The sequence below is a fragment of the Candidatus Dactylopiibacterium carminicum genome (genome assembly GCF_014736495.1).
Classification (GTDB): domain Bacteria; phylum Pseudomonadota; class Gammaproteobacteria; order Burkholderiales; family Rhodocyclaceae; genus Uliginosibacterium; species Uliginosibacterium carminicum.
Genome location: NZ_MDUX01000056.1, coordinates 1 through 25,136, shown reverse-complemented (window position 1 = coordinate 25,136; position 25,136 = coordinate 1). Strand labels below are relative to the sequence as shown.

General features: G+C 60.7%; 24 protein-coding genes. 4 read left to right on the top strand and 20 right to left on the bottom strand.

Annotated features, from left to right (window positions below; translation table 11 throughout):
• The 20 genes from BGI27_RS14400 to BGI27_RS14305 form a co-directional block, all read right to left on the bottom strand.
• On the bottom strand, nucleotides 1-107 hold a 107-nt coding region (locus tag BGI27_RS14400; RefSeq protein ID WP_141239830.1), incomplete at its 3' end, for a transposase.
• Complete coding sequence (locus BGI27_RS14395) at nucleotides 100-696, bottom strand: cytochrome b (RefSeq protein ID WP_095525533.1); 597 nt, start codon at nucleotides 694-696, stop codon at nucleotides 100-102. The genes BGI27_RS14395 and BGI27_RS14400, both read right to left, overlap by 8 nt.
• Nucleotides 697-1,418: 722 nt before the next feature.
• Nucleotides 1,419-1,631, bottom strand: a complete 213-nt coding sequence (locus BGI27_RS14390) for a VF530 family protein (protein ID WP_095525532.1) — start codon at nucleotides 1,629-1,631, stop codon at nucleotides 1,419-1,421.
• Nucleotides 1,632-1,662: 31 nt separating this feature from the next.
• Nucleotides 1,663-2,010 carry a YajD family HNH nuclease gene (locus tag BGI27_RS14385; RefSeq protein WP_095525531.1) on the bottom strand — a complete coding sequence of 116 codons (348 nt, stop codon included), beginning with the start codon at nucleotides 2,008-2,010 and terminating at the stop codon, nucleotides 1,663-1,665.
• A gap of 91 nt (nucleotides 2,011-2,101) precedes the next feature.
• A complete protein-coding gene (locus tag BGI27_RS14380; protein WP_095525530.1) occupies nucleotides 2,102-3,205 on the bottom strand; it encodes a DUF1972 domain-containing protein in 1,104 nt (367 codons plus the stop codon).
• Between the two features lie 336 nt (nucleotides 3,206-3,541).
• The gene (locus tag BGI27_RS14375; protein WP_095525528.1) at nucleotides 3,542-4,768 is read right to left on the bottom strand and encodes a glycosyltransferase; all 1,227 of its coding nucleotides are present in this window, start codon (nucleotides 4,766-4,768) and stop codon (nucleotides 3,542-3,544) included.
• 2 nt (nucleotides 4,769-4,770) lie between these two features.
• Nucleotides 4,771-5,862 carry a glycosyltransferase gene (locus tag BGI27_RS14370; RefSeq protein WP_095525527.1) on the bottom strand — a complete coding sequence of 364 codons (1,092 nt, stop codon included), beginning with the start codon at nucleotides 5,860-5,862 and terminating at the stop codon, nucleotides 4,771-4,773.
• Nucleotides 5,859-7,028, bottom strand: coding sequence for a glycosyltransferase (locus BGI27_RS14365; protein ID WP_095530376.1), 1,170 nt, complete (start codon nucleotides 7,026-7,028; stop codon nucleotides 5,859-5,861). Before BGI27_RS14365 ends, BGI27_RS14370 begins: the two co-directional genes overlap by 4 nt.
• A 67-nt stretch (nucleotides 7,029-7,095) precedes the next feature.
• Nucleotides 7,096-8,586: a hypothetical protein gene (locus BGI27_RS14360; RefSeq protein WP_095525525.1), complete on the bottom strand. Its 1,491-nt coding sequence runs from the start codon at nucleotides 8,584-8,586 to the stop codon at nucleotides 7,096-7,098.
• Nucleotides 8,583-10,040 carry a hypothetical protein gene (locus BGI27_RS14355; RefSeq protein ID WP_095525524.1) on the bottom strand — a complete coding sequence of 486 codons (1,458 nt, stop codon included), beginning with the start codon at nucleotides 10,038-10,040 and terminating at the stop codon, nucleotides 8,583-8,585. The genes BGI27_RS14360 and BGI27_RS14355 overlap by 4 nt, the downstream gene beginning before the upstream one ends.
• Before the next feature lie 93 nt (nucleotides 10,041-10,133).
• On the bottom strand, nucleotides 10,134-11,264 hold the full coding sequence (locus BGI27_RS14350; RefSeq protein ID WP_095525523.1) for an acyltransferase family protein: 1,131 nt from the start codon (nucleotides 11,262-11,264) through the stop codon (nucleotides 10,134-10,136).
• Entirely contained in the window at nucleotides 11,261-12,508 is a 1,248-nt protein-coding gene (locus tag BGI27_RS14345) for a polysaccharide pyruvyl transferase family protein (RefSeq protein WP_095525522.1), read from the bottom strand. Before BGI27_RS14345 ends, BGI27_RS14350 begins: the two co-directional genes overlap by 4 nt.
• A 27-nt stretch (nucleotides 12,509-12,535) precedes the next feature.
• Nucleotides 12,536-13,564: a nitroreductase family protein gene (locus BGI27_RS14340; protein ID WP_170943053.1), complete on the bottom strand. Its 1,029-nt coding sequence runs from the start codon at nucleotides 13,562-13,564 to the stop codon at nucleotides 12,536-12,538.
• Complete coding sequence (locus BGI27_RS14335; RefSeq protein ID WP_095525520.1) at nucleotides 13,561-15,096, bottom strand: lipopolysaccharide biosynthesis protein; 1,536 nt, start codon at nucleotides 15,094-15,096, stop codon at nucleotides 13,561-13,563. The genes BGI27_RS14340 and BGI27_RS14335 overlap by 4 nt, the downstream gene beginning before the upstream one ends.
• Entirely contained in the window at nucleotides 15,093-15,815 is a 723-nt protein-coding gene (gene epsI, locus BGI27_RS14330) for an exosortase-associated protein EpsI, B-type (protein WP_095525519.1), read from the bottom strand. Before epsI ends, BGI27_RS14335 begins: the two co-directional genes overlap by 4 nt.
• Entirely contained in the window at nucleotides 15,812-16,687 is an 876-nt protein-coding gene (gene xrtB, locus BGI27_RS14325) for an exosortase B (RefSeq protein ID WP_095525518.1), read from the bottom strand. The genes epsI and xrtB overlap by 4 nt, the downstream gene beginning before the upstream one ends.
• A gap of 138 nt (nucleotides 16,688-16,825) precedes the next feature.
• Complete coding sequence (epsG, locus tag BGI27_RS14320; RefSeq protein WP_095525517.1) at nucleotides 16,826-17,680, bottom strand: chain length determinant protein tyrosine kinase EpsG; 855 nt, start codon at nucleotides 17,678-17,680, stop codon at nucleotides 16,826-16,828.
• Nucleotides 17,681-17,801: 121 nt separating this feature from the next.
• Nucleotides 17,802-19,196, bottom strand: coding sequence for a chain length determinant protein EpsF (gene epsF / locus BGI27_RS14315; protein WP_095525516.1), 1,395 nt, complete (start codon nucleotides 19,194-19,196; stop codon nucleotides 17,802-17,804).
• A 13-nt stretch (nucleotides 19,197-19,209) separates the two neighbouring features.
• On the bottom strand, nucleotides 19,210-20,010 hold the full coding sequence (gene epsE, locus BGI27_RS14310) for a polysaccharide export protein EpsE (RefSeq protein WP_095525515.1): 801 nt from the start codon (nucleotides 20,008-20,010) through the stop codon (nucleotides 19,210-19,212).
• A gap of 35 nt (nucleotides 20,011-20,045) precedes the next feature.
• Complete coding sequence (locus tag BGI27_RS14305; protein WP_095525514.1) at nucleotides 20,046-20,912, bottom strand: EpsD family peptidyl-prolyl cis-trans isomerase; 867 nt, start codon at nucleotides 20,910-20,912, stop codon at nucleotides 20,046-20,048.
• A 302-nt stretch (nucleotides 20,913-21,214) separates the two neighbouring features.
• Between BGI27_RS14305 and BGI27_RS14300 the strand changes: the two genes are divergently transcribed.
• The 4 genes from BGI27_RS14300 to BGI27_RS14285 all read left to right on the top strand — a co-directional run.
• On the top strand, nucleotides 21,215-21,664 hold the full coding sequence (locus tag BGI27_RS14300; protein ID WP_095525513.1) for a hypothetical protein: 450 nt from the start codon (nucleotides 21,215-21,217) through the stop codon (nucleotides 21,662-21,664).
• A gap of 1 nt (nucleotide 21,665) precedes the next feature.
• On the top strand, nucleotides 21,666-23,039 hold the full coding sequence (gene dbpA, locus BGI27_RS14295) for an ATP-dependent RNA helicase DbpA (protein ID WP_095525512.1): 1,374 nt from the start codon (nucleotides 21,666-21,668) through the stop codon (nucleotides 23,037-23,039).
• A gap of 541 nt (nucleotides 23,040-23,580) precedes the next feature.
• Nucleotides 23,581-24,777, top strand: coding sequence for a flagellin (locus BGI27_RS14290; RefSeq protein WP_095525511.1), 1,197 nt, complete (start codon nucleotides 23,581-23,583; stop codon nucleotides 24,775-24,777).
• A 252-nt stretch (nucleotides 24,778-25,029) separates the two neighbouring features.
• On the top strand, nucleotides 25,030-25,136 hold a 107-nt coding region (locus BGI27_RS14285), incomplete at its 3' end, for a transposase (RefSeq protein ID WP_141239830.1).

The window sequence follows — 25,136 nt, the reverse complement described above, 5'->3', positions numbered from 1 at the left end:
ATGCTCACATCCAGTCGCCCGGCAACGTCCGCAACGCTATGTCCGCGATCGGTCACTTGCTTGACCGCTTCAATCTTGAACTCTTCCGTGTATCGCTTGCTACTCATAGACACCTCCACTTGGTTGCCAGCTTAAGGCTTCGAAGTGTCTAGTGAACCGGGGGCGATTCAAGGGCAGGTCGAACCCCATGCGCGAGAGCAGGCCGTCTTTCAGGATGAACTGGTGATACAGCGCGCCGCCAATGTGCATCAACAGGGCACCAGTCAGCACGAAAGCCCCCACCACGTGCACCGTGAACGCGAACAGCGACACGATCTCCGAGGGGAAAGGCTCTCCACGCAGCGCCATCAAGGGCAGCCTTAGCTGCACGGCCATGGCGATGCCGCTGATGATCATCGTCAGCACCAGCACATCCAGCCCACGATGCACGATGCCAGCCAGTACATCCGCCCAGGGCATGCCCGAGCTCAGCGACGGCAGACGCTTCACGCGCCGGCGCCAGAAAAGGCGCACCAGCGTACCGATGCAGATCAACAAGCCCACGCTCATATGGCGCAATGCAGACGCCATTTTTTCCGGATCCTCATCCGGGATCTGCGACATGATGAAAGTACTCATCGCCAGCGCGGCGATGACCATGACAGCGACGGCCCAGTGCAGGACACGAATGGCGAGATGGTGACGTACGGGTTGCATGATTCGATTTCCTCGTCAGATTCGTTCAACTGCCGGACGCAAACCTGCATCCGGCTACCGATCTTCAAGGGCCAACGCCCTGAAAAGGCGCTGCTGCTCATGGCAACGATCACAAGACATGCAGACACACCAGAACCTCACAGCGGAATGAGGGCAGCCGGACACACCTTGCTTGGGAGAAAAAAGGGGAATGGGCAGCGCTCATTCCCTTCAGGTGCAGAACGCACCTGATTGGTACAACGGCTGGGGAGGGCGCCGGCGGTCTGCCGCCCTGCACGGTCGAAGCTTCGAAAAACTCCGTACCGGCACGCAATTCCACCTGGCTCGCTACGACTGGAAACTAACTCCTGGACGGGAACCACGGTGATTGCCATGCATGCATGGTGAGCAGCACCACGATACACAATGCACTCACCATGCCAAAAGCCATTACAAATGCCACATAACCACATTCGCACTACAGCCATGCGGCTGAAAACCGCAAGCAAAAACAAACAAAATCAATTAGTTAAAACAGACCACACAGCCTGGTGAATATCTTCCATTCCGGTCACGACCGGATCCATCCGCCTGCCAGAATCTCTACCGGGTCTGAACAGAACCCCACAGCCACTGTTCAAATACCAACACCATGCGCCAATGCAGTGCAGAGACCATACTGACTGCACTGTCTTTGCACAACGCAGCCGGGTTACCTACTGAGCCATCACGATGGATGGCGTTCAAAAGCTTGCCAGATAGAGCGCCTCCACCTGAGCGCGTGCCCAGGGCGTGCGACGCAGGAACTTGAGGCTGGACTTGATGCTCGGGTCGAACAGAAAACAGCGGACCTCGATCCGTCGGCCAAGCTCCTCCCAGCCGTAATGTTCAACCAGACGGGTCAGGATGGCTTCCAGGGTCAGACCATGCAGTGGATTGTTGGCTTGGGTATTCATGTTTGGAAAATACGCAGATGGGCAGTCACGTTCACTTGCGCAGCAAGTCCTTGAGGTTCGCAAAGGGATTGTGCGTCGCCGCCGTGGGAGCCTCCGCATCGCGACTGCCACCGGCATCCGCCTCCAGATAACGCGAGTGCTCGTTATCGTGGCAATACACGCAGAGCAACTCCCAGTTGCTGCCATCCGGCGGATTGTTGTCATGATTGTGATCGCGGTGATGCAACGTCAGCTCGCGCAGGTTCGCCTGGGTAAATTCCCGCCGGCAACGCCCGCAGATCCAGGGGTAGATCTTCAGTGCCCGCTCGCGATAGCCAGCTTCGCGCTGAGCTGCGGCGCTGCGCGCCTGGGCAACGATCTGATCGAGTTTGTTGCTCATGTCTATCGATCCAGTCTGATGAAAAGTCCGCGCAAACCGGTCCGTCAAGAATGCACCATGGTCCGGCCAACGCACCCCGTGCGCTCGTGGTTCACACCCCGGGCAGAAAGCGTGTCAAAAGCGCTTCGTACTGCGCCAGCACATCATCCCAGCGGAAAGCCTCTTCAAACCGTGCCCGGCTCGCCACGCGCATCGTCTCCAGCACGGCCGGGTCATGCAGCAAGTCACCCAGCACGGCATCCATGTCTGCAGCCCCCGCGAAGAAACGTGCGCCCTCGCCCGCCACCCAGCGGTTGAAACGGTTGTCATGCGCGATCACCGCGTTGCCAGCACCCAACGCCTCCACCAGAGAAGGATTGGTGCCGCCAACCTGATGACCATGAATGTAGGCCAACGAATGGCCGCGCAAAGCACGTAACACAGGCTTGTCGTAGATCGCACCGAGGAATTGCACTTCCGTACTGGCTGCGGCCTTCACCGCGCGGTGATAGGCATTCGTTTCGTCATACTTGCCCAGCACGGCCAGCATCACCCCCCGCGGACGAGCCGAAAACCCCGTCACGGCTTCCAGAATGGAGTTCTCCGGCTCGGCACGCGCGATCAGCGTGAGGAAACGGCCAGGCGTCAGCCCCAATGCGGCCAGCGGCGCCGGATCCGCATCGAGAATCGGCTCGGCCCCATACGGAATCATGGTGATCTTGCTCGCCTTCACCCGGCTTGAAAGATGCGCCTTGATCTGGGGATGGTCAGCCACCAGATGATGCCCCAACCAGCAACCGGCCCAATCGTTGAGCCAGAACCAGGTCTTGGTCACTCCGCCCCACTTGGCACGCGCCCACTCGATGCCATCCATATTGATCAGGTTGGGCACGCCCTTGAGGCGCAGGACGGCACAGAACACTGCGGTGTTATACCCCAGCGTCAGGCACAGGTCACGGTGGCGGGCGGCATGCAGCGTGGCCTGCCAATCGAACACGATGGTGCCTTTCGGCCCCTGCGCCGCCACCGGGATATGCACCCGCTCAACCCCCTGCCAGACATCTTCGAACACCGGCCCGGAGCCATCCTCCTGGCAATACACCACCACGCGCCAGCCGCGCGCCACCAGGTACAAAGCCAGATACTCGGCAAAAGTCTCGAAACCGCCATGCGCGGCTGGCACGCCACGCGTGCCAAGGATTCGAAGAGTTTTCATCTTAGAACCTGTTCATGATTTTCCGTTTGTCATTCAAACCCCTCCCCAGCCGGAGGATCGGGTTTGCACCCCCGATCCGCTTCAGAGGCGCAAGGCAGTGCCTTGCGAATTCCCTCTTCCAGCCCCTTTTCAGGGTAGGGCGCGCGTACCAGCGCGATCTGATGTGCTCCTCCCTGATAAGGGAGCGAAGCGGGGAATTCGGTGAGCACTGCTCGCCGCCCGCGCAGCCGCGAGCCCATGCAGGGGCGAGCGTGGGCGGCCGGGAGGGGTTTTGATTCAGCAATCTGGCATCTCTGCCGCTTCATTTATGACATTCAAAAAATCATAAATAGCTTCTCAGATTTTCACGCCGAGGCCTGCATACAGCGCCAGCATCGCAGCGGTATAGCCGGCCCAGTTGAATCGCGTCTCCACACCATCGCGCGCCGCGCGCCCGGCCCGTGCCAAGTCCGAAGCGGACGTGCCCTGCACCCGGCTCAGCACCTCGGCCAGTGCTGCGGCATCTCCGCTTTCAAAGCGCCAACCATTCTCGCCATCCTCAATCATTTCCGGGATGCCACCGATACGCGCACCGATCACCGGCTTGCCGAAAGCAAAACTCTCCAACACGCTCATCGGTGCGTTCTCATACCACTCCGAAGGCAATACCACTGCGCGCGCGCCCCGGATCAGCGCATGCAGATCGACACCAGAGCGGAAACCGAGAAACTCGATCTCACCCTGCAATTCCGCTTGCAAGGCATGTAGCTCTGCCTCGATGGGGCCGGTGCCAGCAATCTTCAACCGAACGCCTGCCGATTTAGCTGCGCGCATCAAGGTTGCCACGCCTTTCTCTGGCGCCAGTCGGCCAAAATACAGAAAGTAATCTCCCGGCTCGAAGCAAGGCTCGAATTTCACCGCATCCACGTAATTGGGGATGTAGACGAAGCGCTCGCGCGGCCACCCCCACTCGACGAACTTTTCAAGAAAGAAGCGGCTGGGCGCCACCACGCGGGTCAGATGCTTCAGATAAGCCTTCATCGCGCGCTGTAGCCCGCTTTCCACCGCCACGATGGCGCTGGCCGAGAGCGAATCACGCACGCAGCGGTGGCGGATCACGTTGAGCACCGAACCCTCCTTGCAGCGCTCACACACACCGGTGCGATTGAGCATCTTGTAGGCTGGGCAGGCAATCTTCAGATCGTGCGCGGTCATCACCACCGGAATGCCCGCGTCCGAAAGCACCGGCAGGATAGAGGGCGAATGATGGTGGTAGATGCAATGCAGATGCGCCACGTCCGGGCGGAAATCCGCCAGCAGCATGCGCAGCTTGCGCTGTGCCTCGAAGGAGTACACCGCCTTGGCCGCCATCGTGAGCTTCTGCCGCAGCGAATACGCCTGACCGAATTCCAGCTCGTCGATGAAATAGCGACTCCACGGCGTTTCCAGATTCTTGGGATGCCGCATGGAGAAAAACGCGTTCTCCCAGCCCTGAGACTCCATCAGCGCTGCATGGTCGAGATAGACCACGTCCGAGCCGCCGCGCCGGTAGTGATAGCTGTTGATGCTGAGCAGCGCCGGCATGGTTACCGAGCCTCCAGATAGGCCAGCAGCCGCGCGGCGATGTCTGGCCACTGCGCCTGCCCACGTGCGGCCTGCATTGCCGACAGATAGGCCGGGTAATTGGCGCGGATTCGTTGCACCGCACTTGCGAAGTGCATTGCGATCCTGGCATCCGCGTCGAACAGTTCGCCCGCGCCGGCCGGTATTTGTTCGGGGAAGTCTCCCACGCGACTCGCTGCCACCGGCTTGCCGAAGGCCAACGCGAGTTTCAGCACACCGCTGGTAGTGCCCTCCAGATAAGGCAGCGCCACCACATCACTTGCGGCGAAATAGCGCTCCACCTCCTCGAAGGGAATGCGTCGGTCATGCACGATCACATTCGGCCACTGTCTGGCGGCCTCCAGGCGCCGTACATGCTGACTACCATGTGTGGTCAGCGCATTGGCACCCGCGAGAAGAAATTTCAGCTTGACCTCTCCCGCCAAAGCCTGCGCTGCCTCCAGGAAAACCATCAGCCCCTTGCGCGGCTCCAGATGACCAAAAAAGAGCAGCACGAACTCATCTTCCTCCAGCCCCAGCGCCCGCCTCGCCGAACGGCGGTCGATCCCGGTCAGGTCGAAAAGGTCATAGATGCCATGCGGCACCACCAGAATTTCGCCACACACACCAAGCGTCTTCAGCCCGGCGGCGGCGGCCTGGGAATGCGTTACCACACGGTTGAAGGAACGATAGTAGAAGCCATACTCGTACCTGCTCCAGAAACTCGGATAGTGAGGCAGCACATCATGCACCGTCACTGCACAGCGTATGCCAAGCAAATGTAGCAGACGAATGAAAAGCGCATCCAGCCAGGGGAATTTCAACGGTCCCTGCAACAACAGCCAGTCTGGCCGGCGGCGCAGCACGCCCGCCACGAAACGCCAGATATCCAGCGGATAGTGCCGCGAACGCCGGAACACGCGTGTTACAGCAAAACCCAAGGCATCGAAACGCCCTGGCAGGGATTGCGCACTCACCACGCGCACCTCAGCATGCGCTGCCAGTGCCCTTGCCAAGGAAACCGCGTAGTCCGCCAACCCCGAATCGCCGGTGAAGCTCACCACCTCGATTTTCATGCCGGCTCCACCCGTTCCCGCTCCAACCCATGGATGCGCCCGATCAGCGCCGGCCAGGTGAATTGCCGTGCGCGCGCGCGGCAGGCCTCGCCCAGCCCCTGGCCGGTCGCATGTTTCTCAAGCGTTTGCAACACCGCGCCGGCATAGTCATCCAGCGCCTGGTCCAGCACGGGCTGCGCAAGCACCGCCGCACCACAGGAATCATCAACTACAACCCCCGGCCCACCCAGCTTCCAGCACACCACCGGCAGGCCCACCTGCAAGGCTTCGAGCACCACGAATCCTCCTGAGTCACGCAAGCTCGGGTAGAACAGCAGATCGAAATCGGCATAGCGCCGCTGCACTTCATCCTTCGGCAGCCAGCCCAGCCAATGCACGGCATCCGCCAGACCGAGCAGCTCGGCGCGGGCCTGCCATCGCGCGCGATCCTCACCGTCGCCGATGATCGTCAGGCTCACCTCCGGCCGCTGCCGGCGCACCCGCGCCAGCACTTCCAGCCCCAGGTCCATACCTTTCCAACCGATACAACGGCCGACGAACAGCAGCCGTGCGGCACGAGGCCGTGAGGGCGTGGAAGACGGCTGCACCTGCGCGTCACTGCCGATGGCCAGCTCCACGTACGCCTTGCGCCGCACGCGCGCCGAAACGCGCGCCAAATGCCCCTCCGACGTGAAATACACCCGCTGTGCCGTGGCATAGGTCAGGCCCATCAACGGATCGAAACGCACCAGCGCATTGGCCACATGACGCACCCACTCCTTGGCCCGAGCCCGCCAGCCGAAGCCCTGCAGGTAGCCAAACGGGATTTCATCGCCCCCCGCCACCGGCCCGAATACGAAAGGCGCGCCCAACAGCCCCATGAAACTTGGCTGACGAAAACTCACCCAGGTGACGTGATGGACCAAGTCGAATGGCTCGGCCTGGTGCAACGCCCACGCCCGGCGATAGGCCACCCACTGCCAGAAGTAGTAATACAGATGGTTGCGGCGGTTGATTCTCGCAGTCAGGCAATGCAGGCGGGGCAAATCGACATATTCGAAATGCACCGCAGCACATTCGCCAGTTTCCAGCACACGGCGCTCGATGGCCGGCCGATGGCTCGCCCGGGTAAGCACGGAAACCGCCAGCCCCCGCACCGACAACTCCCGCGCCCACTGCCAGCCCACTTCCTCATCGGAACCAAAGTCAGGATCACACAGGCAAACGCCGACAGCAGAATTCTCATCGGGTGGATCACTGGTAGACCACGGAAAAAGCAGTCAGCGGCGGAACACAAATCACATCCCCGGCAGCTACTGCGTTGAAGCTGCGGCGACTGATCTGATAACGATAGGGCTCGGCATCCGTATTGTCCGCCCCGGCCAGATCGCTGCTGAACATGACGGTCTGCACTGTGCGGCCAGCCATCCGGTTGGCCGTCGGGATCACGCGCACCGCCGTGGCCACGCGCGCGCGATTCACCCCGAGCAGCGACATCCGCCCGTCGGCCCCCGCCATGCCAACCATACGCAGGCGATAGCCTCCCGCATAGTCGCGGGCCTCCACCAATGTCGGCGTGGTCATCACGACATCCTCCAGATACCCTTCACGGATCGCCCGCATGGCCCAATAGGCCGCGCTGGGATAGACCAGATCGCCTCCCTTGTTCCAGTGGAACAGCTGCCAGGGCCCACTCACGGAGATCGCGTGCCAGCTCGCCGTGCGAACTTCCGGCATGTCGGTGAGCATCAGGATGAAATTCGCGGCCGAGATGCCCCCCCAGCCACCGGAGGCCTGATACCAATTGGCTTCCCATTTTCCCAACGGATTGGCGGAAGGCCAGCGGCCATGCTCGGTCACATACACCTGAGCGGCAGGGTTCACCCGCCGATAAGTGGCCGCCAGCTTCGCGATGTGGGATTTCATCTGCGGCACTGGATTGCCATCGTAATACGGGTGGATCGTAGCCCCCGCGACCAGAGAACCGATCTCCTGGGCCACGCTCGCGTCGAAAGAAGGTTCGTTGTAACCGGCACCACCACTTCCCCAGGGCGCGGTACGGCCATTGGCCACGAAAGCGGCCTCCGGATGCGTCTGTTTCAATGCCGTAAGCAGCTCGCGCATGCGCTCGGCATACACAGGCCCCGGCCAGCGCAGCCCCTTCTCCCAATCGACCTCGTTGCCGAGCTCGTACGCATCGACCCCACAAGCCTGGCCACCGGCACAGATGGTCTGCTGCTTACCTTTCATCCAGTCCAGCAAGCCCAGATTGTCCGCGATCATGCGCTGCCGGTCGCCCTGGTACCGCTTGCCCGCCACATCCAGCAGGAAAATGCCCCGGCCATTCACCTGCCGCAGAAACTGCAGATATTCCTCCGGCCCGAACGTCGGCAACGCGTTGCCATGGTAATTGGCATAAACAGGCCGACGTGACGCCAAGGGCCCAACCATGGCCGACCAATCCATTTCGTTGCCGGCCGAATAGCGATAGGCCGCGCCCGCGAACGGCTGCAACCATTTGATAACTTCCGGCCGGACTTCCCCCTGCCGCACGTGCCCCTGCTGGAACTGGAACCAATCAACGGAAAATCCGAACAGCGTCTTGGGCACCCCCGGCCTGACCACGCGGGCGGGATCAATCCTGACATCCGTCATGGCCCCGATGGCGCCCGGGCAAGACAACTCCGCGGCCGCTGCGGCCTGGATCAGCGCGCACAACCCCACAAACTGGACAATACGTTTCATGCCGCCCCCTTCCCTTGGTTCAAGCGCTCGGCGATCACCCAGAACACGGCCGGGAAATAGAGAATGACGATTTCCTGGAATCCGGGCGAAGTCGGCGTGGTTCCCAGCACCCACAACAAGGCCGCAGCCGCTGCCAGCCAGGCCCTGCGCACCTCGCGGGACAGGGCCGCAATACCCTTGGTTACGAAATACAGCAGCAGGCAGGCGTAATGCAGCCCCATGAACAGCACGCCAAAATAGCCGCCCTCGCCAATCGCGTTCGGCCAATAGGCGTCCAGCAGATAATGGTTGTAATTGCGCCACCACCATTCCGAAGTCAGCCCCAGTTGAAAATAGGCGGACAAGTCATACTTCATCGCACCAACCCCGCCATAGGCCCCGAGCCCCCGCCCCAGCGGGAAATACTCACGGGCAAAACTCCAGGCACCGTCGTACAGCTGATAGCGCGGAATGACAGAGCGCTGCCAGGTACCGATCCCCCACTGCGGCAGCTCCCGCAGGATGGATTCCCAGAAAAGCCCGACGAAAACGCACAGCAGCAGCGCCCAAGTCACTAGCAGGATCGACGACCTGACGAACAGCGTGCTGCCTGACAGGAAGAAATACAGGGCGGTGATCGCGATGAAGAAAGAGAACATCTCCTGCCGTTGATTGGAAGCCAGCAACAGTGCCACGAGCCCGAAGAACACCAGCAGATCACGCCGCTGGCGCCTCTCCATGAAGCACGCGAAGTAATAGCAGCCCAACACAGCGGAAACCCCCGCCAGAATCGAAGCGTGGTGGAAGATGCCGATCCCCGGGGAAGGCAGATAAAACGTGCTCTCCACAGGAATCATGAAATTCGGGAAGAGCGTGGAATAGAGCCCCTGCCCGGCCCACTGTAATGCCAGCGCCAGCAGGCAGAGCAGGATGAATACCGGTGTCGTCCTCCTGACCGCCGCCTCGACGCTCACCCATTTCGAGAACAGGAACACGAAGCCGAACAAGGCAAATAGCTTCAGATTCGAAACGAGTTGATAGGCCGTCGCCTTAAGTGCCACGGAGGGCGCAAAGACCAGCGAAACCAGCGCCACCGCATGGTAGGCCAGCAGGAAGAACAGCGAGGCCGCCAACCATCTTTCCCGAAACCGGCCCGCCGCCAGCCAGCAACCCAGCAGCCCACCGGCAAACACCAAGACCTGCCAGGCGCCGTTGAGCGAAACACCGGTCACGCCGAAAAAGATCCCGAGGAAATAGAAGAGCAGAAACTGCGACCAGAACGCCGCCTGCCCGAGTCGCTGCGCGGATTGGTTCCAGAACCAAACCGCACCAACCACCAGCAGCGGTAGGGACATCAGCAGCAAAGCGAAAACCAATAGCCCTGCGCCCAGCGCCGCGCCGAGGAGCAATGCAAAAAACAGCGCGCCCAAACCCAGCAGCAGGATCAGACTCCAGTTCCCCTGACGTGGCAGCAACTTCCAGATCCTTTCGATTGAAATACAAAAACAGCTAAAAACGCAAAGCCCGGCCCTTCGGGTTCTTAACCCACTCGTAGATGCGTTTGACCTCTAGCCATTACGTCCAGCCTCTCTGTTGATCGCAATTCTCTTTCCGACAGCAATAAAGGGCTTTTCGACCCAGTGGTACAACAGAGGAGAAACCACTGCGGTCACCAACATAGCAAACAGCACCGCGATCTGAAAAACAGTTTGATTCCCGACATCCTGAAAGCGCCCTACCAAACTCACAACAAGTACAAATACTGGAATATGAGCAAGATAAGTTGAGTACGAACACGCGCCAAAATACCTCACGACCCGATTCACGCCAAAAACGAACTGAAGTCGCTGCAGCCACCTCGGCATGCGCACGCCATCTAGCTCGACCACACAAAAAACCATGAAAACGGTCCAGATGATTCCCTCAATGCTGCGCAAAAAAAGCATGGATGCAATGATCGGTATGGCAACAGGCCAAACTTTCTCCTTCAATACGGCTACTGTCGGAAACAACAGTCTAGAAATAATTCCGATCAAAAAGAACTGAATCGATAGAAAAAGCATTGATGGAAATGGGTACGCCGTGGCAAACAGCGCTTTGCTTGCAAAGCCAAGAACGAGAAGCGCCGCACACACAAACGATGCGCATGTCAGGCTCCTTTTCATGAAAAAAAGGATCAAAGGCGCAACCAGATAGAACTGCCACTCAAGCGAAAGACTCCATGCTGGCGCCAAAAAAGTCGTGCTTGCATATTTCAAGATTGATTCTGGTATGGCGCCATGGAGCATGGTTAGATGAGCTATTGAATGCCAGAAAAAATTCTCATCCTGATGCAAAAGCCGATCACCGCGCATCTCTTTTTCGAAAACCCAGGAAGGCTCTGCATAGACGGCCTCGTACATCCCCACGAAAGCGACCGACACCACGATGCACAGAATATAAATAGGAAAAATACGAAAGAACCGCCTTGTGATATAAGCAACATACCCCTCTGATTTATTCACAAGCAGATGCGTAATTACGAATCCGCTTATCATGATAAATACATTAACTGCCACACCACCCTTTGTTAAGAAATCAGAAGCCGCCTGTGGAATCCAAACCGGAACACCCGCCAAATGAATCGCGTGCCCCACGACAACCCACCACGCCATCCAAGCGCGAAGTCCTTCAAGGCAAACGAAATTCGATTTGATCATTGGATCTCTCGCTTCTCGAGCAATGCCACCAGAGCAGCGGCAGAACCATACGCGGACTCTCGCCACACGCTGCTTTTCTTCTCCAGTTCAGCGGTTATCTGCTCCCTGACCTTGGACAGCATGGCGAGATGCGCGCCCAGCGAATCACGACTGACACGCGGCGTTTCAAGCACATAATCCGTATGTCCGAAAAGATCCTGGTTGATTCCCTTTGCCTTGACGCTGTAGGCAATTGACGTCGTGGGCACACCTTGCGAGAGGGCAGCCACCGTGGCGTGCGTGCGGGCCCCCATGAAGTAGGTACAGCGCCGGATCACGCCCTTGAGCTGGGCTGCGTTGAGCCCTCGGGGCAGCAATTGCACACGCGATTGCTGGGCGGGCTCCAGCAAGGCCCGGATGCGGCGCATATAGGCCCAGTCGCTGTTGTCTTCGCCGCCGTCGAGCGGGTCGACATGGGGAATCAACAGGACATCCATGCCATCGGCCTCGACCACGTCGGACAAGAAGGCCGCCACCTCCTGCTCCAATGCCGCGCGAGCCTCGTCGGAGCTGCGGAACTTCAGGATCAGCGGGCTGATGTTGAAACCCAGCACGGGTCGCGCCCCGGCGAAGCAGCCCTCCAACGCCGCGGGCACCGCTTCGGCATCCAGGGCGAAGGCCGGATCGGTGACCTGTTGCACGTTGCGCAGGCCCAATTGCTGTAGGTAATCGAAACTGGCGGTTTCGCGCACCGTGATCAGGGCGAAGCGCGCCAGGAAGGCACGCATCTGGCGCTCGGTGGCCGGGTGAGCCGAGAACGGACCGACCGAGGCGGCCCACAGCACCGCCGGTTTTCCCGCCTGCATGGCTGCTTCGCAGAGGCCTGCCCAGTAATGGAGAGACTCCAGTCCATAGTCGAGCGAAATGATGTCGCCGCCCGTCATGATCAGAACGTCGGACTGCCCGATCAACGCACGGGTAGCAGCGCTCACGCGATAGCGGGGCACGATGCCGGCAAGCGAAGGCAGCACCCGGCGCGCACGCCCCCACCAACGAATGAGGCCAGGAAAGGGTTCGGGATCTACGAACTGAACCCCCAGCGCTGCCGCTTCGGGCCACTGGCGACTGTCCAGGTCGATGCGCCGCGAGGGCACAAGGAAACTGGCCTCAGGGAAGACGCTGCGGATGGTCTTCACGTTGGCGCGGATCAGAGCCTCACAGCCACGGTTGCCGAAGTTGTCCTGCCCTGCGAAATAAACCTTCATGCCGTTTCCATTCCGTTTTTTTACCGTTCAATGGCAGACATACACCGTCTGCAAGGCACGCCGCGGCGAACGCGGCACCAGTGCCTGCGTCGCAGCATGACCGATTGCGATGAACATGACGATGCGCTCACTGTCGGCGATACCGCCCAGCGCATGAGCCCGCTGGTCTTCCGCCGGTGCAACGCACCAGTTGAGGCAGCAGGACGCGATGCCCTCAGCCTGCAAGGCCAGAATCAGTGCCATGGCGAACAAGCCGCCGTCCACATAGGGTTCGTTACGCTCGGATGCATCGAAAAAACCACTGGTTTCGGCCGTCAGCACCAACAGGCTGGCTACGGTCTGGCCGAATCCACGGTTGCCATTCTGCAAGGCCAGCAACGCATCGATTTGCGTACGTTGGGAATAGGCATGTACACGGGCCGGTTGGCGGTTGCAGGCACTGGGGCTCCATTGCGCCACCGCGACCGCGCGGGCCACGGCCGCCGGGTCCACCGGGCGAGTGTCGAAATCGCGCACACTGCGCCGGGCCAGCATCAACTCATGAAACATGCCGGACGCATTCCCGGAGATTGCCGGCAAGACCGGCACGGGAGTACGCGAAGCATCTTGCGATGCCGGCGCACCCTCCAATTCGGCATCCAGCCGGCGCAGCAGGATTTCGCCACGCGGTGGGGGTGTCCGCTCCAGACGCTGACGATAAGCCCACAAGGCTTCCAGGGCGCCGAGGTAGACGGGATCTTCACGCGGATAGTCGCGTGCGCGCCATTGCACCAGCAGATCCAGTGTGGCGATGGCCGGGTCGTAGCCGAAGAAGCGCGGTTCACCGGGCATGCACAGCCCTTTTTCGAGCTTGTGGTACTGGAACAGCAGTTCGGCGCTGCAAGCCCAGTAACGGGCACGGCCGCCCTCGGACCAGCGCATGTGGCGACACGCCGAGCGCACATCGCTGGCGAAATACCAGAGCTTGCGCACATGGTGGTACCACTGGCGCGCGACTGCATACAGACGCGCAATACCGGCATACCGGTCAGCCAGTTTGCGGATCAGCGCCTTCACGCCTTTGCTCCTTCCTTGATGAAGACGAATCGCCCGAGCACCGGAAACACGGTCTGCAGCCATTGCAGTTCCTGAGCACAGAACGGACGTAGCAACCAGCATGCAAGCAACGCCAGGCCCCCCGCCAACCCGCCCAGTAACAGCCCATCCAGTGCGAACCAGTCGCGCAGCAACCAGGGGCAAAGCGCCAGCAGAACGGCGAGCAACATGCGCGCAAGTCCACCGAAATCGATTCCCCGCAATATCCCCTGACGGTGGCGCAGGATGCCATAGCAGACGACAGACCAGACCAGCTCGCTGAGCCCAAAGGCAAGTGCGATGCCAGCAGCTCCCCAGGTTTTCGCCAGCCAGATGCCGGCCGGCAATGCAACCAGACTGGCCGCCGTGGCAAACAGCGGCGGCCAGGAATCCTCTCGTGCCAGGCAATACAGCGATAGCGTCTGGTGCACGGCGACCATCAGCAATCCGGCCAGGATCAGCGCCAAGGTGATGCCGGCCTGCGGATAGGCTCCGCCAGAAACCAGCGACAACACTCGATCGCCCCCCAATACGGCAGCAGCCAGCAGAGGCAGGATCAGCAGCCAGTTGAGCTTCACGCACAAACCGACCAGGCCGGGCAGCACCGTGGCGGCGTCCTCTCGCCGGGCAGCCGCCACGAAGACTGGGCGAAAGACACCGGCGAGCAGGTTGGCAGGCATGTAGCGCTGCACCACCGCAGCCAGGGAATAGGCAAAACCAAAGACCGCCAGCACTGCGCTGCCAGCCACACCGGCGAGCACCAGTTTGAGCGCATCAGGCCCATAGCCAAGCCCGAGCACCTGCGCGGCATACGCTGGCAATGAGAATCGCACCATGCGCCGCAGGTCTGGCGCCGCGGTAGCGGAAGACGCCACTGCGCTCTTGAACCAGAGCTGCACCAGCAGGCCCAAGCCGATCAAGGCACCGGCAGCGGTGGCGAATACTTCCACGAGCAACACGCCAACAAGCGTCAGCGGCCCTTGCATCAACAACAGCGCGACGCCTCCAAGACGCAGCAGGGTACGCAAGGTCAGGGTGAGCTGACTGCGGCCCTGACACAGCATGGAATCGAAGATGGCTTCGATGAAACGGGCCAATCCCTCGGCCAGCATGATGGCCGCCAGCCATGGCACGCACGCAGCCAGCGCAGAAGCCAGGCCGCGCTCGATCAGCCAGGATGGGGACAGCAGGCAGAGCAACAACGCCGGTAAGGCAAGGCTCAGCACCCGCCAGCCAAACAAACGCCAGACCGGACCGGAAGGCCGGATCTCGCCGGACAGACTCTCGCTGGCATGCACAAAGCGATACACAGCGTGCAGCAATCCACAATTGCTTGCCAGAACGACGATCTCGATCAATGCCCAGGCCGCGAAATAGCCGCCGTACTCGACCGGCGCCAAAAAGCGCGACAAGAGAATCAGCAACAGCAGCCCCCCCACGGCCGAGAGCGGCCGCCCGATCAGCAGCGAAAACATGCTCTGACGGACCCGCTGGGAGGTGGTCTTGGCATTCATCGGGAGTCCTTGCCAGCTGGCGAACCGCCAGACCTCATGGCGACCGGCCCGGCCACACGCGGCAGGACGGTCGCAGACACGGCTTGGAGCAATTCCCGGGCAAAACTCCCTTGCTGCCGGAAGGCCGCATCACTATCCCGGGAAATGCTGGAGACACGGAACAGCAGACCATCAGGGATCTGGCCACGCAGGCTGTACTTCATCTCGGCAAACTTCTTGTCCAGCCCGCCCAACGTGGCGTGCTCGCCGACCACAGTCCAGTACGTGATCGGCTCGAAACGCTGCCCGGCATAGGTTTCCAGATGACGGACAGGAATCTCTCCCGAGTCGGACGACAGACTTCCCTTGCGGTTGGACAGCACCTGAAAGCCCTGAGCGGGATAGCAGACTTCCGGATAATGAAGCTGCATGCCATCGCGCTGATCTTCTCCATACGCAATGGAAAGCATCATGGCCTCGCCGGTGCGGCGATTGACGTAAGTGCGGGCGAGCGTCTGGGTATAGATCTGGCTCAGCAACTCGGCCTGTTGCGGATTGACGATACCGCCGTGGGCCTTGGGCAGGGTTTCCCAATCGCCGAACGACATGGGAATGATTTCTTCCAGATTCAGCGGCCCCAGCTGGTCGGCCAGCTTGTGACGCGGCACCAGCGCCCAGGCGCCAACAGCCGTGACGATCATCAGGCAGCAAGCGACGATGGCACGATGCAGGGCGCTCATACGGCCTCTCCGGTGAATTTCCGACTGCAGAACCGAAGTAATCTGTCGACCGCGATGATCAGCAGCAAAGCACTGAGGAACAGCACCATGCCTGCGAAACCATGCAGGAAGCCCTGCCCTGCCGCGTCGCCCAGGTGATAGGTGATCAGACTGAGCACCGTAACGCGGATGACATTGGCCGCGAAGCTGATGGGCACGATCAGGATGGCCAGCGTGACGTTACGGAAGATGGAGGCATGACGAACCAGATTGAGGTAGAGCAGCCCCATGGCCTCCAGCGTGAAGAGGGTCTGCAAGCCAGCACAGGCATCGGCGACCAGCAACTGGTACTGCCCGATCTGCAGGATCACACCACTGCGCGCGATGGGGTAGCCCGCCTGATAGAGGATGGCCTCGGTGACGTTGGAGACGGCCAGCTTCATGGGCTGAGTGAGCGCATCCACCACCGCACCCGGCAGGGGAATCATGAACAGCATGAAGAACAGGCCGAACCAGATGGCGACGAGTTGGCGCGGACCACGCAGCAACAGCAGACTGCCGATGAGCATGCCGATGAGCGAACCGATCTCGAAAATCAGGATGCCTTGCGAACGCCCCAATGCATAGAGCAGCGCGCTGAGGGCAAGAAGCGGCCAGGCAATGGCGGGGCGGGGAGAATTGCCACGCTGGGGCGCTTCGGTCGGCGCGTAGATATCGGGCCAGCGTTTCCAGATCAGCCAGCAGGCGATGGCCAGCACAATGGGGCCATGCGCCTGGGCCTCCGTCGCCCAGATGCCATGGAACAACCCCCAGAAACTGGGAATGTAGAGCACGGCCAGCCCCAGAGCGATCAGAGCCCAAGGACGCCAATCAGGACGAGAAACGGCGCTCATGCAAAGCCCTCGATCACGACAGAGCAGATTCGAGCGCCAAGGCCCTCACCTGTGGGGGCTCGGCAGGAGCCAACCTCAACATGCGAAGCAGTCCTCGGCGACAACGCTGGCAATTGCGGCGTGAGCTTCGGATGCATCTCAGTGCTCGTTCATGACGCTGCCGACCAGCTGCGCGCCAGCCTGTGTGATGGCCTGGGCGGTAAAGGCAAGTCTGGATACCGGGCTGAGATTCTTGCGGGCTACCAGCACGGCTGCGCCGGCACGCGCGGCAATCGCCTGGGCATCCGCGCAATGCGTTGCAGCGGGACTGTCGATGATGATCACATCGAAACGCGTCTGCAGATGTGTCAGCAATTGCGTGAAGGCCGGGCGGGAAAGCAGTTCCTGCGCATTCGGCGGCGTCGCCCCCGCCGGCAGGACGGATAGCCCCAGCAACGGAGTGATGCGCCTGATGGATTCCTCTCCGCCTCGCCCGGTGAGCACGGCAGACAGGCCGAGCCGGTTATCCAGTCGAAACAGGGTGTGCTGACGCGGATGTCGCATGTCGGCATCGATCAGCAGGGTACGTTCGCCCAATTGCGAGAACACCACGGCCAGATTGGCCGCCATCCAGCTACGCCCTTCTCCGCGTTCCGGACTGACAATCGTCAGCGCCTTGTTGCCGGCCTCCGCGCCGAACCAGCGCAGCATCAATTGGGTGCGTAGTGCGCGCAACGCCTCGACCGCCGGCGTATTGGGCGCGAAGGCCGCCACGACTTCGTCCGCCACGACATCATCGCCTGGACGCAGATAGGCATAGTCGAACTGGCGCGCCAACGCGAAATCCAGATCCTCTGCGGTAATGAGGCCAAGCTGAAGCGCAGCGTCGCCAAAACGCAGGTTCTTCTCGCGAGCGAATCGCAGGGCCTGTTCGGCTTTCTCCGGCGTGAGGCGACCGGCGTCGATCAGCAAGGCACCGATGGCACGGGGATTGGGAGAGACAGTGGCATTCATGACTGGGCGGGAGCGATCTGGATGCAAGGGATGACGGCGGCGCGATTCCACACACCGGGCACTGCCACGGCAATGGTGCCGTCGAGGCGCATTTCAGCGGCAGGAAAGACACAGGCAGCCATCAGCGAGCCCCCAGCAGGCGGCGCAATCCGCGACGCGGGCGGAAGACGGCACCTGCATCCTGGATCACGCCCAGCACGGGTATTCCACCGAGCACGATCTGCAAGTCCTGTGTCCCGCGGATGCGCTTGTCGAGCAGTTCCAGCATCAAGGCAGTGCCCACACCAAGCAGTGTGCCAAGGAAGATGGCAACGACCAGGTTGAGCAACAACTTGGGGCTGGCATGGCGCAGCGGCTCGGTTGCTGCATTGAGCAGCGAGATATTGGTCTGCTGGATCTCACTTTCCAGGCTTGTCTGGGTGAGGCGCTGGCTGAGTGCGTCATAGGTACGCTGGGCATTGGCCACATCGTTCTGCAACACGGTGAGTTCGTCACGCTGGTTCTTGAGCTGCAGCACCCGTTCGCGCTGGGCATCCAGCGATGCCCGGATCTCGCTCTCACGCTGCAGATTGACCTGGGTGTTCGCCCCCAGGGAACTGACGACCTTGCGGGTTTCCTGGTCGATGCGGTCGCGCAGGCTGCCGATCTCGCTCTCGGTGCGTTGATACTCGGGGTGATTGCGACCCAGCCGGTTGGTGAGTTCCTCACGGCGGGCTTCCAGTTTGGCGAGCTCAGCCTTCAGGCCGGAGATCAACGAACTCTGCAGCACTTCGGGCATGGTGTCCCGGTTCGCAGCCTGACGCTGTCGCGACTGCGAATCCACGCGCGCACCCTGCACGGCCACCAGCTGGCTGGAAAGCTCGTTCAGGCGGGCTGTCTCGATATCCAGCCGCTCATCGGCAGCCGTGATGCCGTTCTCGCGCTGAAAGTCGGAAAGGCGTCTCTGAGCCGCCTCGATTTCCTCGCGGATGACCTTGGTGCGCTCGGCGAAGAAAGTGGCGTACTGGCGTGCAGGCTCCACGCGCAACTCGAGATTGGTATCGATGTAGGCCTGCGCGAAGGCATTGGCGAACTGCGCGGCGGTACGCGGATCCGGCCAGGAGAAACCGATGTTGATCACATTGGACTCGCGCGAAGGCTTCACGTCCAGGCGTTTGATCAGCATGTCGATCAGCCATTTGTCGAAGCTGCCGCGTCCCTGGGTCTCTTCGCGCCATTGCTCGCGGAATTGCGACACTTCATTCAGCTTGAGGAGACCGATCACGCGCTGCGCGACACGGTCGCTGTTGATGATGTCGACCTGTGTGGCCATGTAGGAAGGCATCAGCATCGCCTGCATCTGCATGCCGGAAAGCATGTCTATCCCTTTTGCATCCACCACCACAGAAGCGGTGGCGGCATATTGCTTGGGCAGCAGCAGGCTGACAGTGGCCGTGGTGGCCACGACGACGACGAGCACGCCAAACACCAGCCAGAGGCGCGCGCGCAGGATGAGGAGGAATTGCTCGAAATTCACGCCAAGGCTCCGCTCAGAAAAGGCTTTCCTGGACGTAGACCACGTCATCCGCCTGCAGGGTATCGCTCAGGCCAGGCTTGAGCGTCTGGATGTTGCCGGCAGCATCGCGCCGGTGCACCGCGATTCCGCGCTGTGTACCGCGCGGGGTCAGGCCGCCACCGGTGGCCAGTGCCTGGATGAGAGTCATGCTGCGTTCGAGGCGATAGACACCCGCGCGCTGCACTTCACCATAGATATAGAAAACAGGTGCGCGATGCACGTAGAGCGTGTCACCCCCGGCCAGCAGGATGTCGTCATCCGTGGTGTTGTGCAGATACATCTCGGCGATATCGACCTCCTTGCGGAAGGCCTTGCCTCCCCGGATGCCGGTAATGATCACCACGTCAGCCCCTGTGCCGGCAATGCCGCCAGCCATGGCAATCATGTCGGAAAGCCGGGTGTTGAACGTTTCCAACGGGAAACGCCCTGGCTTGCTTACCTGCCCCAGCACGGCGACCTGGCTTCCCCTTACCTGCACAGGCAGCACATTCACTTGCGGCAGACGCACAAAACCACCGTCTGCCAATGCTTTGGCGATCCGCTGCTCGGCGGCCGGTACGGTCAGCCCGCCAACGATCAAGCTGCCCACCAGTGGGAAAGTCACGGCATTGGCTTCGGAGACGCGGGCTTCGGTCGTCAGATCCGGATTCTGGAATACCGTGATGCGAATGATGTCGCCCGGCCCGAGCAGGTATTCACGCGGCACCTGGGCCTGTACGGCCGGCAGCAAGGCCAGAAGGGCCAGCGTGGCAAGGATTCGGTTGAAGAGTTTCATGGTTCTGGCAGGAATCTGTGAGGGCGGGACGTACATCACTGTGCAACGCTGGCGGCAGCAGCGGACTGCGTGGCGGGCGGATGGAAGTCACCGAGGTATTCGATGCTGACCTTCTCGCGCAGACGCTGGGATTCGGTACGGATACGATCGGCACGTGCCTGATTGAACAGGAACTGCTCGATCATGCCGCGGGCCTTGGCCTCGTTCACCGGCTCCTGCCGCGACTGCAGCAGTTGCACCAGTTCCAGTCCGGTGGGGCTGGTGATGGATGCCACCTGGCCATCCTTGAGCTGATGCATACGCGGCAGCAATTGCATGGGAATCTGCTCGGCGGCGCGCGTTGCCGTGTCCGTCGAATAGCGGATGTCGTTCTGTTTGAGCCAGACCACCAGCTCATCAAAATTGGAGACCTTGCCTACCTGCTCCAGCACGGCCGGCTGGGCTGCGGCATCCGCCTGGATGGCGATCAGGCGATAGGTGTAGATACGCCGTTCGGTGAACAACTCGGGATGTTTGGCGAAGTAATCCTTGATCTGCAGATCGTCCGGGCGTGGCGCCTCGCCAGCCAGGCGTTCTAGCCAGGCACGCTGCAGCACCTCCCGCCGGGCGGCCTCGATCTGCTGCAGCACTGCCGGATCGCGATCCAGCTTCTTCTCCAGAGCTTTCTGTACCGCGACCTCCTGATCGACCAAGCGGTCAAGCACCTGCGCGGTGTTTTCCGGCGTCGATGGCAGGCGGGCCTGCTGCAGCGCGAAATTGAGTTGATGTACGGAAACCTCGCCCCCATTCACGCGCACAGCCACCTGTGAAGCGCTCTTGTTCTCCGCGCTCTTGTTGCACGCCACCAGGGCCACTGAGCACAAGGTAGCGAGGCCAAGCCCGCGCAGTGTTTGCCGAATCATCAACCAGCTCCTTGAATCGAACCTCGGGATAGATGCGCAAGCATACTAAATAGTGCCGGCAGCTCAGGGCTTTTCGGCCATGAGTGCAAAAAAACTCACATATTCAACAAAACTGACACGCCCCGCCAGAAGCACTTCATGACATTCATCAACACGCGAAACACAACCCCTAGTAGCAAAAGTCTGGATACCCAAACCCAGCACTCCCGAATCCAGCCCTCTACTGGCCAAGCCCCAAGAAGAATCGCCGGCCCCCATGCAATCAGGTACCCTCGCGGGCTCTGCTTCATCGGCCCCCTGCCATGCACCCCGTTCACGACGCTGACGCACTGCTGCTGCTCGCCCTGGTCCTCGCCTCCAAACGTCATCCGGCCACCCTGGAAGAAACCATCATCGCCCTGCACAGCGTCCGCCCGGAACTGCCCGGCGGAGTCCGCCTGCGTGAAGCCTTTGCCCGCCTCTCGGCGCACGGTCTCATCCAGCCGAACGAAGCTGGCTACACGCTCACAGCAGCGGCAGAAACCCTGCTATCGCAAGTCCCTGTCCGTGGCGAGCTGGATAACCGCCTTTTCGAAATCAAGCGCGCACTTATAGATCTGGAGCCAGTAGCCGGAATCGAGCCCATCCGGCTGGAATCCCAACGAGTCACAGAGGCAGTACAGGCTTTCAGGGCCAGCTTGCCACCGCCGACGAAATCCGAACGCTTTGCCGCACGACCCGGCAAGCAGTCACGCCCCGTACGCCGCCGCTGACATGTCCGGATTCAGCACACTGCCACTGCCAGCCGCCCAACTCGCGGTGCTGGATCAGCTCGGCTACCAAGAGATGACACCGATTCAGGCCGCCAGTTTGCCGCTTACGCTGGCAGGCCATGATGTCATTGCGCGTGCAAAGACCGGCAGCGGCAAGACCGCGGCTTTCGCTTTGGCGCTGCTTGCCCGCCTGCAACCCAGGCAATTCGATACGCAGGCCATGGTGCTCTGCCCTACTCGCGAACTCGCCGAGCAGGTAGCCCAGGAAATCCGGCGACTTGCCCGCGCGCAGGACAACACCAAAGTGCTCACGCTCTGCGGTGGCACACCAATCCGAGGCCAGCTGGACAGCCTCAGCCACGGCGCGCACATCGTGGTCGGCACACCCGGCCGCATCATGGACCATCTGCAACGAGAAAGCCTGCAACTGGGTTCGCTGGCAACTCTCGTGCTGGACGAAGCCGACCGCATGCTGGACATGGGCTTTCTGGACGATATCGCCTGGATTGCAGAGCGCTGCCCACCAAGCCGGCAGACCATGCTTTTCTCCGCTACCTGGCCTGAAGCCGTCGAACATCTGGCTGAACGATTCATGCACCAGCCACAACGGGTCATGCTCGAAGAGACCCACACCCCCGGTCAGATCCGCCAACGCTTCTACCTGATAAGCGAAGAAGAACGCGTACCTGCCATTGGCAAGCTGCTTCGCCACTACCGCCCCGCCAGTACGCTCGTCTTCTGCAATACCCGCGAGCAATGCCGCACACTCTGCGAGCAACTACAACAAGAAGGTTTTGTCGCTCTCGCCCTGCACGGGGAACTTGAACAACAGGCGCGCGATCAGGTTCTGATCCGCTTCGCCAACGGCAGTGCTTCCGCGCTCGTAGCCACGGACGTGGCCGCGCGCGGATTGGACATCGCCCAGCTCGATTGCGTGATCAATATGGTGCTGAGCCCGGACCCCGCAGTACACGTCCATCGCGTGGGACGGACCGGACGCGCGGATCAGCAAGGCTGGGCACTGAGCCTGGTCAGTGAAACGCAACGCCGCCGGCTGGAAGAGATTGCCCGTACCAACCACTTCGAGCCGGAATGGCACGCGCTCGAGTCCCTCACGGACGATCCGACGCCTCTGCACCCGCCCATGCGCACGCTGCAGATTCTCGGGGGCAAGAAGGACAAGCTACGCCCCGGCGATCTCATGGGGCTGCTGGCCCATGCCGCCAGCCTCACGTGCGAACAGGTAGGCAAGATCCAGGTGCTCGATCAGGTGAGCTACATCGCCGTCCGCCGCGAACAAGCTGCCGAAACCCTGCGCCGTATTGGCCAGGGCCGCATCAAGGGTCGTTCAGTAAAGGCCCGTCTGCTGACCTAAGGCAGATCGATCGTCGGCGGGGAAGTTGATCCCCGCCGCCTTCCGGGCCCCTTCATGCCCACCAGCCCCCACACTTTCCCAACGGCACCGCATGCGGCGCCATCCGGCGAAAAAATAGGTCTGGAGACCCGCCAGACGAGCGGTGGTCTGGGCCTTACCTCAAACAAAAAGAGCCCCAACGGGGCTCAGGACACACATCTCTACATTTTTTTACACACCACCAGAACAAGGCACGGACTACCGCCGTATTGTCAATTTCGACCCCCAATCTGGAAACTTGAGCCATTTCTGACACGAAAGTACCGTTCAGCATTCACTGAAACCCTTGCTGTACAAGGATTTCACCCAGGTTTCCCTTCGTCGATTTTTTTTGTTTGCCTGCATGCTCAGCTCACCCTAAATAAACTCCGGTTTCGTTCCGTAGATGGGCACATGGCAACGCCGGACATGCAACAACGGCTAGCCGCCCCACAGGATTTCGCCTGTGATCGGTTGCCCAAGCAGCCGGAAGTGAGAAACGCACATTACAAGGAGCCTCATCATGGCATTGACCATCAACACCAACGTCGCTTCGCTCAACGCGCAACGCAACATCACGAGCACGCAATCTTCGCTCAACACCTCGCTGCAGCGCCTCTCCTCCGGCCTGCGCATCAACAGTGCCAAGGACGACGCTGCCGGCCTCGCGATTTCCGAGCGCATGAGCTCCCAGATCAAGGGGCTGAGCGTTGCATCGCGCAATGCCAATGACGGCATCTCGCTGGCGCAGACCGCTGAAGGCGCGCTGGTTGAAATCGGCAACAACCTGCAACGTATCCGCGAGCTGTCTGTTCAAGCGTCCAACGCGTCCAACTCCAAATCCGACCGCGAAGCGCTGCAGTCCGAAGTCAAGCAGCTCATCTATGAAATAGACCGCGTCGCCAACCAGACTTCCTTCAACGGTGAAAAGCTGCTCAATGGCGACTTCACCAACAAGCTGTTCCAGGTGGGTGCCGACACCGGCCAAACCATCGGCATCAACAAGATCGTCGATGCCAACGTCGATACGCTGGGCAAGGTTTCCTTCATCGGCCCTGTGACCGGAGTGTCCGTCAGCGGAGTCGACGCGACTGGCTCGCAAGTCACCGGCACCATCACCATCAACTACACCACCACCGCAGCAGATGGCACGACCGGTTCCGGCACCGCCACGACCGACACGATCACCATTGCGGCCGGTACTACGGATGGCGATGCAGCTGCCGCAGTTGCCGCAGCCATCAATGCCAAGATGGACCTCACCGGTGTCTATGCTGAAGTCGCAGATGACGGCTCCCTGACCTACAGCTCGGTCAAGGCAAACCAGACGTTCGATGTCGGCGTGCTGACCGGCATTGCAGCAAGTGGCGCAAGTGCAACAGATCTGGCTGTCAGCGGCACCGTAACCAACGTGGAAGATATCGACATCTCGACCTTCGTCGGTGCCCAGCAAGCCCTGGAAGTGGTGGACAAGGCTCTGACCGAGGTGAACTCCGCGCGGGCAGACATGGGTGCGGTACAAAACCGCTTCTCCTCCACAATCGCCAACCTGGCAACTTCTTCGGAGAACCTGTCGGCATCTCGAGGACGTATCGTGGATGCGGACTTCGCCTCGGAAACCGCCAACCTCAGCCGCGCGCAAATCCTGCAACAAGCAGGCACGGCGATGCTGGCCCAGGCTAACGCACTGCCGCAACAAGTGCTCAGCCTGCTGCAATAAACCGTTCCACTCCCACGAAAAAGCCCGTCCCAGACGGGCTTTTTTGTTTGAGTCATTGACCCGTCAGATACGCCAGCCTAAAGTCACCCACTGAATTTCGCCCACCTTAATGTCAGTAAATCTGCGGGACTCTGCCTCTCGGAGTGACACGAAAACAGGACAAAGTGGAGCGAAGAATCAATCGGGACATGAATCGCCCCCGGTTCACTAGACACTTCGAAGCCTTAAGCTGGCAACCAAGTGGAGGTGTCTATGAGTAGCAAGCGATACACGGAAGAGTTCAAGATTGAAGCGGTCAAGCAAGTGACCGATCGCGGACATAGCGTTGCGGACGTTGCCGGGCGACTGGATGTGAGCAT

Coding starts and splice junctions, on each gene's coding strand:
- BGI27_RS14350 (WP_095525523.1), bottom strand. CDS start 11,264: ATGATCAAATCGAATTTCGTTTGCCTTGAAGGACTTCGCGCTTGGATG.
- BGI27_RS14385 (WP_095525531.1), bottom strand. CDS start 2,010: ATGAGCAACAAACTCGATCAGATCGTTGCCCAGGCGCGCAGCGCCGCA.
- BGI27_RS14390 (WP_095525532.1), bottom strand. CDS start 1,631: ATGAATACCCAAGCCAACAATCCACTGCATGGTCTGACCCTGGAAGCC.
- BGI27_RS14395 (WP_095525533.1), bottom strand. CDS start 696: ATGCAACCCGTACGTCACCATCTCGCCATTCGTGTCCTGCACTGGGCC.
- BGI27_RS14305 (WP_095525514.1), bottom strand. CDS start 20,912: ATGATTCGGCAAACACTGCGCGGGCTTGGCCTCGCTACCTTGTGCTCA.
- epsG (WP_095525517.1), bottom strand. CDS start 17,680: ATGAATGCCACTGTCTCTCCCAATCCCCGTGCCATCGGTGCCTTGCTG.
- BGI27_RS14380 (WP_095525530.1), bottom strand. CDS start 3,205: ATGAAAACTCTTCGAATCCTTGGCACGCGTGGCGTGCCAGCCGCGCAT.
- BGI27_RS14335 (WP_095525520.1), bottom strand. CDS start 15,096: ATGAATGCCAAGACCACCTCCCAGCGGGTCCGTCAGAGCATGTTTTCG.
- BGI27_RS14300 (WP_095525513.1), top strand. CDS start 21,215: ATGCACCCCGTTCACGACGCTGACGCACTGCTGCTGCTCGCCCTGGTC.
- dbpA (WP_095525512.1), top strand. CDS start 21,666: ATGTCCGGATTCAGCACACTGCCACTGCCAGCCGCCCAACTCGCGGTG.
- BGI27_RS14290 (WP_095525511.1), top strand. CDS start 23,581: ATGGCATTGACCATCAACACCAACGTCGCTTCGCTCAACGCGCAACGC.
- BGI27_RS14370 (WP_095525527.1), bottom strand. CDS start 5,862: ATGAAAATCGAGGTGGTGAGCTTCACCGGCGATTCGGGGTTGGCGGAC.
- BGI27_RS14360 (WP_095525525.1), bottom strand. CDS start 8,586: ATGAAACGTATTGTCCAGTTTGTGGGGTTGTGCGCGCTGATCCAGGCC.
- epsE (WP_095525515.1), bottom strand. CDS start 20,010: ATGAAACTCTTCAACCGAATCCTTGCCACGCTGGCCCTTCTGGCCTTG.
- epsI (WP_095525519.1), bottom strand. CDS start 15,815: ATGAGCGCCCTGCATCGTGCCATCGTCGCTTGCTGCCTGATGATCGTC.
- BGI27_RS14375 (WP_095525528.1), bottom strand. CDS start 4,768: ATGCCGGCGCTGCTCAGCATCAACAGCTATCACTACCGGCGCGGCGGC.
- xrtB (WP_095525518.1), bottom strand. CDS start 16,687: ATGAGCGCCGTTTCTCGTCCTGATTGGCGTCCTTGGGCTCTGATCGCT.
- BGI27_RS14345 (WP_095525522.1), bottom strand. CDS start 12,508: ATGAAGGTTTATTTCGCAGGGCAGGACAACTTCGGCAACCGTGGCTGT.